The organism is Empedobacter stercoris (assembly GCF_020281205.1).
Lineage (GTDB): Bacteria > Bacteroidota > Bacteroidia > Flavobacteriales > Weeksellaceae > Empedobacter > Empedobacter stercoris.
This window is the reverse complement of record NZ_JACXZC010000032.1, coordinates 25,257-33,187: the sequence shown is the minus strand read 5'-3', so window position 1 is coordinate 33,187 and position 7,931 is coordinate 25,257. Positions and strand designations below refer to the sequence as shown.

Annotated in this window: 12 protein-coding genes; 2 read left to right on the top strand and 10 right to left on the bottom strand. The window is 31.5% G+C overall.

What is annotated here, in order from left to right; translation table 11 throughout:
* The 4 genes from IF125_RS12670 to IF125_RS12655 form a co-directional block, all read right to left on the bottom strand.
* Window positions 1-210, bottom strand: a 210-nt coding sequence (locus IF125_RS12670; RefSeq protein WP_225542742.1) for a transposase, incomplete at its 3' end; no start/stop codon positions are given.
* A 65-nt stretch (window positions 211-275) separates the two neighbouring features.
* Entirely contained in the window at window positions 276-1,175 is a 900-nt protein-coding gene (locus tag IF125_RS12665) for an MBL fold metallo-hydrolase (protein ID WP_225542741.1), read from the bottom strand.
* 1 nt (window position 1,176) lies between these two features.
* Window positions 1,177-1,632 carry a hypothetical protein gene (locus IF125_RS12660; RefSeq protein ID WP_171621585.1) on the bottom strand — a complete coding sequence of 152 codons (456 nt, stop codon included), beginning with the start codon at window positions 1,630-1,632 and terminating at the stop codon, window positions 1,177-1,179.
* A gap of 73 nt (window positions 1,633-1,705) precedes the next feature.
* Window positions 1,706-2,191 carry a TlpA family protein disulfide reductase gene (locus IF125_RS12655; RefSeq protein ID WP_171621586.1) on the bottom strand — a complete coding sequence of 162 codons (486 nt, stop codon included), beginning with the start codon at window positions 2,189-2,191 and terminating at the stop codon, window positions 1,706-1,708.
* A 117-nt stretch (window positions 2,192-2,308) separates the two neighbouring features.
* Here IF125_RS12655 and IF125_RS12650 point away from each other — a divergent pair, with 117 nt between their 5' ends.
* Window positions 2,309-2,776, top strand: a complete 468-nt coding sequence (locus IF125_RS12650; protein ID WP_225542740.1) for a DUF4268 domain-containing protein — start codon at window positions 2,309-2,311, stop codon at window positions 2,774-2,776.
* 43 nt (window positions 2,777-2,819) lie between these two features.
* On the opposite strand, the gene IF125_RS12645 is transcribed toward IF125_RS12650, so the two are convergent.
* On the bottom strand, window positions 2,820-3,671 hold the full coding sequence (locus IF125_RS12645; RefSeq protein ID WP_225542739.1) for an ATP cone domain-containing protein: 852 nt from the start codon (window positions 3,669-3,671) through the stop codon (window positions 2,820-2,822).
* A 108-nt stretch (window positions 3,672-3,779) separates the two neighbouring features.
* Here IF125_RS12645 and IF125_RS12640 point away from each other — a divergent pair, with 108 nt between their 5' ends.
* Window positions 3,780-4,364: a PhnA domain-containing protein gene (locus IF125_RS12640; RefSeq protein WP_171621589.1), complete on the top strand. Its 585-nt coding sequence runs from the start codon at window positions 3,780-3,782 to the stop codon at window positions 4,362-4,364.
* Window positions 4,365-4,394: 30 nt separating this feature from the next.
* On the opposite strand, the gene IF125_RS12635 is transcribed toward IF125_RS12640, so the two are convergent.
* The 5 genes from IF125_RS12635 to IF125_RS12615 all read right to left on the bottom strand — a co-directional run bounded on the left by IF125_RS12635 (window position 4,395) and on the right by IF125_RS12615 (window position 7,904).
* Window positions 4,395-5,231 (bottom strand): tetratricopeptide repeat protein, encoded by an 837-nt coding sequence (locus tag IF125_RS12635; protein WP_225542738.1) that lies wholly within the window; start codon window positions 5,229-5,231, stop codon window positions 4,395-4,397.
* The gene (locus IF125_RS12630) at window positions 5,206-5,688 is read right to left on the bottom strand and encodes a hypothetical protein (protein WP_225542737.1); all 483 of its coding nucleotides are present in this window, start codon (window positions 5,686-5,688) and stop codon (window positions 5,206-5,208) included. Before IF125_RS12630 ends, IF125_RS12635 begins: the two co-directional genes overlap by 26 nt.
* A 66-nt stretch (window positions 5,689-5,754) precedes the next feature.
* Window positions 5,755-6,468, bottom strand: a complete 714-nt coding sequence (locus IF125_RS12625; RefSeq protein ID WP_225542736.1) for a nucleotidyltransferase family protein — start codon at window positions 6,466-6,468, stop codon at window positions 5,755-5,757.
* Between the two features lies 1 nt (window position 6,469).
* The gene (locus IF125_RS12620) at window positions 6,470-6,895 is read right to left on the bottom strand and encodes a RapZ C-terminal domain-containing protein (protein WP_171621591.1); all 426 of its coding nucleotides are present in this window, start codon (window positions 6,893-6,895) and stop codon (window positions 6,470-6,472) included.
* Window positions 6,888-7,904, bottom strand: coding sequence for an aminoglycoside phosphotransferase family protein (locus IF125_RS12615; protein WP_225542735.1), 1,017 nt, complete (start codon window positions 7,902-7,904; stop codon window positions 6,888-6,890). The genes IF125_RS12620 and IF125_RS12615 overlap by 8 nt, the downstream gene beginning before the upstream one ends.
* Window positions 7,905-7,931 lie beyond the last annotated feature (27 nt).

Here is a 7,931-nt window from a genome sequence, read left to right as displayed (position 1 = left end):
TTTCAACTTAAATTCAACGCTATACGTTTGGTTTTTTTTAGGTTCTATACCTGAAATTCCTTGATTATGATAATCAGTAATCCACTTACGCAATAGACTTCCTGAAATACCTTCTTGATGTGATATAGAATGAACTGAATGATGTTTTTCTAAAACTTCTTTGACACATCGCAACTTATATGCTACATCATATTTTACTTTTCTTGCCATAAAAAATGCCCCCAAAAGTGTCTAACTTTTTGGGGGCAGTGTAAACTGACAGCTTTATATTACTTTTATAATCTACCTTGTTCTTTTAATTTCCAATATCTCAAAAGTCCATTAACCGACATCCAACATGGATTGGCGTATTCATACACTTGAATTTGATCCTCGGATAACCCTAAATCTTTGTATGATTTTGTGACGTAATCAACAAAAACAGGTGTTATTTCGTCTGCTGTTAAGTTGTCATCGTACATTGGTTTGATGTAATTTGACCATTCATCCAATCCTTTTTCTAATTCGTTAAAATGATTCTCTACATCTTCATGATAGCCATAATGGGTAGGATAAATACCTTTTGCATTCACTTTTTTCAATTTGGCAATAGATTCTTTCCATAATTCGATATGAATGTCAGGTGGAGGACAAGGTGGTACAACTGGACCGTTTTCTATTTTAACCCCCGCAACATCTCCTGTAAAAATAACATCATTCATTACATAAGCATTGTGATGCACAGCATGACCAGGAGTGTAAATAGTTTCGAAAACAGTATCCCCAAATTCTACACTTTGACCATCTCTAAGACCTACTAAAAACTCTTCATTAATCGGTTTCATTTCTCCCCAAAGACGATCCATCTCATCTCCATAAATCATTTTGGCAGATTCCCATAATTTTTCGGGATTTTTAAGATGAGGTATTCCAATAGGATTCAAGAAAATTGTTGCACCATGCTCCGTAAATTTCCACGCTGCGCCGGCATGATCAAAATGAATATGTGTAATTAATATATTTTCTATATCAATGATTCGCCAACCTAAAGCTTCGATACCAGCTTTCAAATTCTCGAAAGTTGAATACGGTCCTGGATCAACCAATACGGGACCTTGTTCTGTTTCGATTAGATAGGTCGCAATTGCTTCATCTTCGTTCTGAAAATTCAGATCAATAGTATGTACTTTTGGCATGTTATAGTATTTCTTCTATGGTATAATGTATCCCATTAAATTCTAATTTGTCGCCTGCTCGTTTTCCAATTAATGCTTCGAAAATAGGAGCTTGCGTACTAATGCCCACAAACTTTTTGTTTTCCCATTCGAAATCTTTGAAAGATAAACCAATTACAAAATTAACTTTATCAGTCAAAACAACGTTTCCTTCTGTAATTTCATTGATTAATTCAGGTCGTAATGCCTTGAAATTTTCTAAGTCTTCAGTGGCTTGATTAATACGAATATTTAATTTTCGAGCCGCATCAGTTGATTGACTTTGTTGTGCAAAATCATCCAATTCTAAACTTGATTCTTCGTCTAAATCTGCACCTTCTGCATAAATTCGTTCCGATTCTTTTAACGCATTGATTTCGTCTTGTTTAAGCTGAATAAGATGTTGAATAACCTCTTTTCGGATATGTTTTTTACTCATTTTTGTGTTTTTATGTTGATATAAACATACAAAAAATATAATACTCCTAAAAAGATTTTAGGAGTTTTATTGATTAATCTAAATATTCTTGGATGTAGTCCTCTAATTCAAATTTCGTCATGGCTTGATCGTGAAAAACGACCTTTTCACCTTTGTCGTAAACGATCGTGACGGGAATATTTCCAGCCCATTTCGGATCAAATGATGGAATCCATTCATTCATACGTTTGGTGTCATCCAATAAAACAACTTCTGCAGTAATCTTATTATCAACCATAAACTTTTTTACTTTGTCTATAATTTTTGGTCGATCCAGTGAAACCAATAGCATCTTGAAATTTGGGTGATCTTTGTATTGTTCATTGATTTCCATAAATGCTGGAATTTCCTCTACGCAAGGTGCGCACCACGTTGCCCAAAAGTTAACCACGACGACTTCATCTTTATAATTTGCTATTTTTTCGTGCAATGCTTCGTATTTAACAGTTTCTACAGTTTGTGCATTTACACAAGAAAAAGTCAAAATCCCTATAAGACTTAGGAAAGAAAATAGTTTCATATTTATTATTTAAAAATATTTATTCAAATTTAATAGAACAAGAATCAAACCAAGCTATTTTTTGGGAAATTTTGTTGAATAGAATATTAAACCGATTTTTGTAAAAAATTATTCATTTTGTTTTCAAAAGAAGAAGCTTATCGTATAAAAAAAGAATTTTGGATTTCGTACGGAACGTACATGAAATTGCAAATGAATGCCGAGGGATCGCGTATAAATTGGGTGAATTATAAAACGACAATCAAAGGAATTAGTTTTAGAACGGATGTAGAACGTAAATATGCAGAGGTTTCGATCAAAATTTCACATCCAGACCCTTCCGTTCAATCCATGATTTATGAACAGTTTGAAGAATATGAAAACGTGTTAGAAAGTTATCTTGGTGAAAAATGGGTTTGGACAAAAGAGGATATTGACCACGATGGAAAAACGATTTCGACGATAAAAATGCGATTAGAAAATGTAAGTATTTTTAGAGAATCAGATTGGCCACAAATAATTCCGTTCTTAAAAAATCGAATGATTAATTTGGATGAATTTTGGTGCGACCACAAAGATAGTTTTGAAATTTTTAAAGAATTATAATAATCAAAAAAGAAGCTAAATTTAGCTTCTTTTTTGATTGGTTTTATTCGATTACACAGGTAAAATTTTCTATTTCTAACAATTCATTTGCTTCTTCTAAAACATCATTTCGTTGTTCTTGAGAGAGGTTTAAAACATCCAAATAAGCACTATTTTGTTGTAAATCTTTTACCAAAATACATTCTTTAGATAACAATATTTTTTCTTGCTCTGGGGTTAAAGTTGTTAAACATGTAATCGGATACAAGGCAGCATTGTCTACTAAATATTTGATGCTATTTGTTTCAGGATAATCCCAAGAAATTAAACCAATTCCGTAATAATTTGCAAAATCAATACTGTCTGTCGTTAAATAAGCATTTGTGACTAAAAATCCTTTCGTTGGCTTTAAATCTTTTCCAAAGAAATGATAGGTATGATCTTGTACATCTTTCATTCGCGATAAAAAATACATAGGTGTCGTGACAGAAATCTTGGCATCTTCATCATTTCGAAATTTACATTCGCAAAACAATAAATATTCTCCTTTACAAGCTACCACATCTATCTCATGTGTCACTGCATTTCCTTGCACAATTACCGAATGTAAAGATTGATATCCTGCTGCTTCAAGTACTTTTCCTATCCATTGTTCGAAATAGTACCCTTCTGGTCCTAAATCTCTCAATGCTCTTTTTAAACTATAACGAGCAGCATAAGAACTTCTGTATTTTTTGAGATGAGAAAATGCAATACGGTAAAGATCTTTTGTATACATTCCGTCATAAAGATCATTCGAAACTAATTCAAATACTTCTTCAACTTCTTCTTTTTTGGCACCAGATTTTGTTAATGAACGCTTTAGGGCTTTTGGATTGTAAGGGACTAATTCACCAGAATTCTTTTTTACTAACATTTTAGATTGATTTTATTCTGAACGAATTTAAATAAAAGATTCGTCAAAAGCTATAAAAGTTTTAATTCTAAATAAAAGTTATCTTTGTAAAAGTTTTAAAATCAATACATGAAATTAGATACATTTTTACAAGAAAGAAGCGGTAACCAATGCGAACTGACTGGTGCTACAGAAAATTTAGCGATTTACGAAGTGAATCCAGATGCAAGCAGTAATCCTGATCGAAATGTTTACATTACACAAAAATGTATTAATCAGATTGAAAAGAGAGAAGAGTTAGACGCTTCTTTTTGGGAATCATTTTTACTTTCGTCTATGTGGAGCGAAGTTCCAGCTATACAAGTGCTTTCATGGCGAATGTTAAATCGTTTTAGAAACGAATCGTGGGCGGCAGATGCATTGGATATGATGTATTTGGATGATGAAAATATGGAATGGGCAAAGGCTTCGGGTGATCACGAAGGTGATGGAAGTGTGGATTTGCATAAAGACTGCAACGGAAATGTTTTAGTAAACGGTGATAATGTTACATTAATCAAAGATTTAGATGTGAAAGGTTCTTCTATTAATGCTAAAATAGGAACAGCCGTTCGTAATATTCGTTTAGTACACGATAATACAGATCAAATTGAAGGAAAAGTAGATGGACAATTAATTGTTATTTTAACAAAATTTGTAAAGAAACAAGCTTAAACAAACAAGCTCAACTTTGTTGAGCTTGTTTTATAATTCCTTCAATTTATCCTTGATTTCAGCATCATAAATTTCAAGAAATTTTTCATCATAAGGATCTTGATCTTTGTATTTTTTTCGAATCAAATCTAAACTTTTTAAATAATTTGATTTTGCTGAATCTTTTTTGTTCAATTGATTATAGGTTTCAGCTTTGTAGTAATATGCTTCTGCAATATTTTTATCCAAAGAAATTGTTTTGTTGTAAAAGTCCAAAGCTTTTTCATAATTTTTTTGATCCGCTTCTATTTTTCCACGATATGTGTACATTCTTGGATAAATATTATCTGGATTTTTTTCCGATGCTACAAATTTGTCATAATAAACAACTGCCGAATCGTAATTTCCTAAACCTTGATGACAAATTCCCATTTGAAAATAAATATTTTCGCCCCACGGATATTCCACAACGTTTGACAATTTATCTAACCGATGAAAATCCTTCAACGCATTTTCGTAATCTTTTAGTTTTGTATATTTAATCCAACCTGTATAACCTAAATGGTCTGTAGCGTTTAAACAATTTGCTTTATTTAAACGACGCATTCCTTCTTCAAATTCTCCGTTTTTGTTATAAGCGACAGAAGATTCCCACCAAGATTTAGAATTTTTTGGTTCTGATTTTAATAAACGATTAAACATAAAATCAGAATAATAAGAGCCTTGTGTGTTTTCTGCTAATTTAAATTTTTTATTGTTAGAAGAAAATAAGAATTGATAAATAGCAAAAACACTTGCGCAAAAAATAGGAATAGAAATCAATAATTTCAATGTTCCCCAAATAATTCCCCACGTTTTCGATTTAAAAAATGTCTTCAACTTTTCCATTCTTTAATTTTAGTTGTATTTGATAATACGAATCTTCATTTTTTCCGTTCCAATCTTTTAATTGTTGAACAATCGAAACAATTTTCTTTTGCAAATTGTCAGAAAGTACAACTTTTTTATAGTCTTGATCAACCGCTTTTATTCTGAAATAACCAATTTCATTTTTGCAATTAATCACAAAACGAACATTTATATTTCCAGAAAAATCAGGAAAGTTTAATTGATGAATTGGTTCAGAAATCACTTTACGAATCCCATAACGTTCTGTTTTGTAACCTGCTTTTGATCCATAATATTCATAAATCGTAGAAGAACAAGGCTCAAAAGAAGTGCCTTGGTCGATAATTTCTTTTTTATCAATTCTTCCAACTTTTGTTTTGAAAGAAAAGTAAATAATTGCAGAAAAAATGAGTGCTGCAATAATAGTTAAATAGACAAAATAATTAATGTATTTCATTCGGTCTAAGGTATATAAATTTTTAACATAAAAAACTCAATTCAATGAATTGAGTTTGGTATGGTTTTATTTAAAATATTGCTCTGCTTCTAATACACTTTCTGGTCGACCGACATCGATTAAAATTCCGCCAGAATGATCAAAACCAATAATAGATTCAGTTTTCATCAAATTCATGTACACTTTCATGATCGAAAATTTACCTGTTTCGGTAATTTTATCAAATAAAGCAGGATTGATGACATGTATGCCACTAAAAGCTAAATCATTTAAGTCATCTAAAGAATCAACAGCTTTTATTTCTTCTTCTGTTTTTAAATTTCGCCAGCCTTTTAATTCGTTTTTATCGTTAAAATATAACTTGCGTGACGAATTTCTATCCGAAACTGCTAATGTCGCCAACGCCTTATTTTCTTGATGAGCTTTGATAAAATTGGTTAGATGAAGATCAGTTAAAATATCAACATTCATCACTAAAAAATCTTCGTCAAAATTAGTTTTCGCTTTTACCAAACCGCCACCGGTTTCAAGGACTTGATCGGTTTCATCTGAGATGGTAATTTCAATTCCGAAATAATTATTCTCTTCTAAAAACTCTATTATTTGATCTGCAAAATGATGCACATTAATCACGACTTCATCAATTCCATAAGATTTCAAATATTCGATGTTCCGTTGCAATAGAGGTTTTCCGTTTACAATAGCCAAGGCTTTGGGATGGTTTTCTGTAAATGGTTTTAAACGAGTTCCAAGACCCGCAGCAAAAATCATAGCTTTCATCTTAATAGGCTTCGTTTATCCAGTTTTTTTCTTCTTGTACAACATGATGTAAGGTTACTTGCGCTTCAGGAAATTTTTCCGCAATATGTTTAGCAGTCGCATCAGCAGAGTAAACCGAACGATGTTGTCCGCCTGTACAACCAAAATTAATTTCTAAATTCTCAAAACCACGATTTAAATAATCTTCGATTGAAATATCAATGATTTGAAAAACGCCTTCTAAGAAAACGGCAATTTTAGTTTCTGTTTCCAAATATTTTTTAACATCTTCGTCACGACCCGTTTGTGTTTTATACGCTTGGATTCGCCCAGGGTTTAATACGCCACGGCAATCGAAAACGAATCCACCACCATTACCAGTTGGATCAGTTGGAATTCCACCGTTTTTATATGAAAAACTACGAACGTTGATATTTAATTTAGCCATTTATTTTATGATTTACACGCTCTAACGTTGTTGGAAGAACGAGGATTTTTATAATATTTTTTAATTCTGGGTAATTCTGTAAGATAGGATAATCAATAATTGATTCAAGATTTTTTAAACCAAACGAAATACTTTCTATAAAGTGTTTTTTTCGTTCAATCAATCCTCTCAAACCATAAGCGCCTAAAACTTGCAAAAGTCTTGCTACGACACAATATTCATAGGATTGACGAAAATCTATCGGAACCAAAGTTGGAATTAGTTTCTTCAATTGCTCGTAATAAAATTCGTATAACTCTTTTTTGAAGTTGAAAGGTAAATTTGCTTTTGCTTGCCAAATTAACGATACCAAATCATAAACAACAGGGCCATATAAACCACCTTGATAGTCGATAAAATATGGTTCGTTATGATGAATCATAATATTGCGCGTCTGGAAATCTCGGAAAACAAATCCTTGCGGAGAAAGTTGATCAAATTGAGAGGCAAAACGATCAAAATCTTTGATCAGTTTTCCTGCATTATAATCAATTCCTAAAACATCCAAAAAGTAAAAATTAAACTGAAATAAATCTCTTAAAATTAATGTTTTATCTAATTTTGGATAAGAAAATGTATGGTTGAAATCAATCTGATTTTTTCCTTGAATTTGAGCAATTGCTAATTGTTCTAAGGTTTTAAAATAATAAGGTTTTGCTTTTTCAAGATCATTCAGCACAAGATTCATCAATGTTTCATCACCTAAATCAGTTTGTACATACGTTTTGAAATCTTCTGAAACAGAAATGATTTCAGGAACATTATCAATCACTTTTTTTAGTTCGATTGAAAACTGAATGAATACTTTATTTTCTTCTGTATTAGAGCTTTCTGCTAAAATATACGATTGATTTTGGTCAAAAAATCTCGAATATTTACGCGAAGAAGCACCACCAGATAGTTGTGTTAAACTATCGATTGCTTTTTGTGTGAAATTTTCGTGTAAAAATTGAGCTGTATTATCGTTCATCAGAATATTTTGCGAAAGTTACGCATA

Bases quoted from the DNA above. Each gene is read 5' to 3' on its own strand.
- IF125_RS12665 (WP_225542741.1), bottom strand. From the start codon at position 1,175: ATGCCAAAAGTACATACTATTGATCTGAATTTTCAGAACGAAGATGAA.
- IF125_RS12660 (WP_171621585.1), bottom strand. From the start codon at position 1,632: ATGAGTAAAAAACATATCCGAAAAGAGGTTATTCAACATCTTATTCAG.
- IF125_RS12655 (WP_171621586.1), bottom strand. From the start codon at position 2,191: ATGAAACTATTTTCTTTCCTAAGTCTTATAGGGATTTTGACTTTTTCT.
- IF125_RS12645 (WP_225542739.1), bottom strand. From the start codon at position 3,671: ATGTTAGTAAAAAAGAATTCTGGTGAATTAGTCCCTTACAATCCAAAA.
- IF125_RS12640 (WP_171621589.1), top strand. From the start codon at position 3,780: ATGAAATTAGATACATTTTTACAAGAAAGAAGCGGTAACCAATGCGAA.
- IF125_RS12635 (WP_225542738.1), bottom strand. From the start codon at position 5,231: ATGGAAAAGTTGAAGACATTTTTTAAATCGAAAACGTGGGGAATTATT.
- IF125_RS12630 (WP_225542737.1), bottom strand. From the start codon at position 5,688: ATGAAATACATTAATTATTTTGTCTATTTAACTATTATTGCAGCACTC.
- IF125_RS12625 (WP_225542736.1), bottom strand. From the start codon at position 6,468: ATGAAAGCTATGATTTTTGCTGCGGGTCTTGGAACTCGTTTAAAACCA.
- IF125_RS12620 (WP_171621591.1), bottom strand. From the start codon at position 6,895: ATGGCTAAATTAAATATCAACGTTCGTAGTTTTTCATATAAAAACGGT.
- IF125_RS12615 (WP_225542735.1), bottom strand. From the start codon at position 7,904: ATGAACGATAATACAGCTCAATTTTTACACGAAAATTTCACACAAAAA.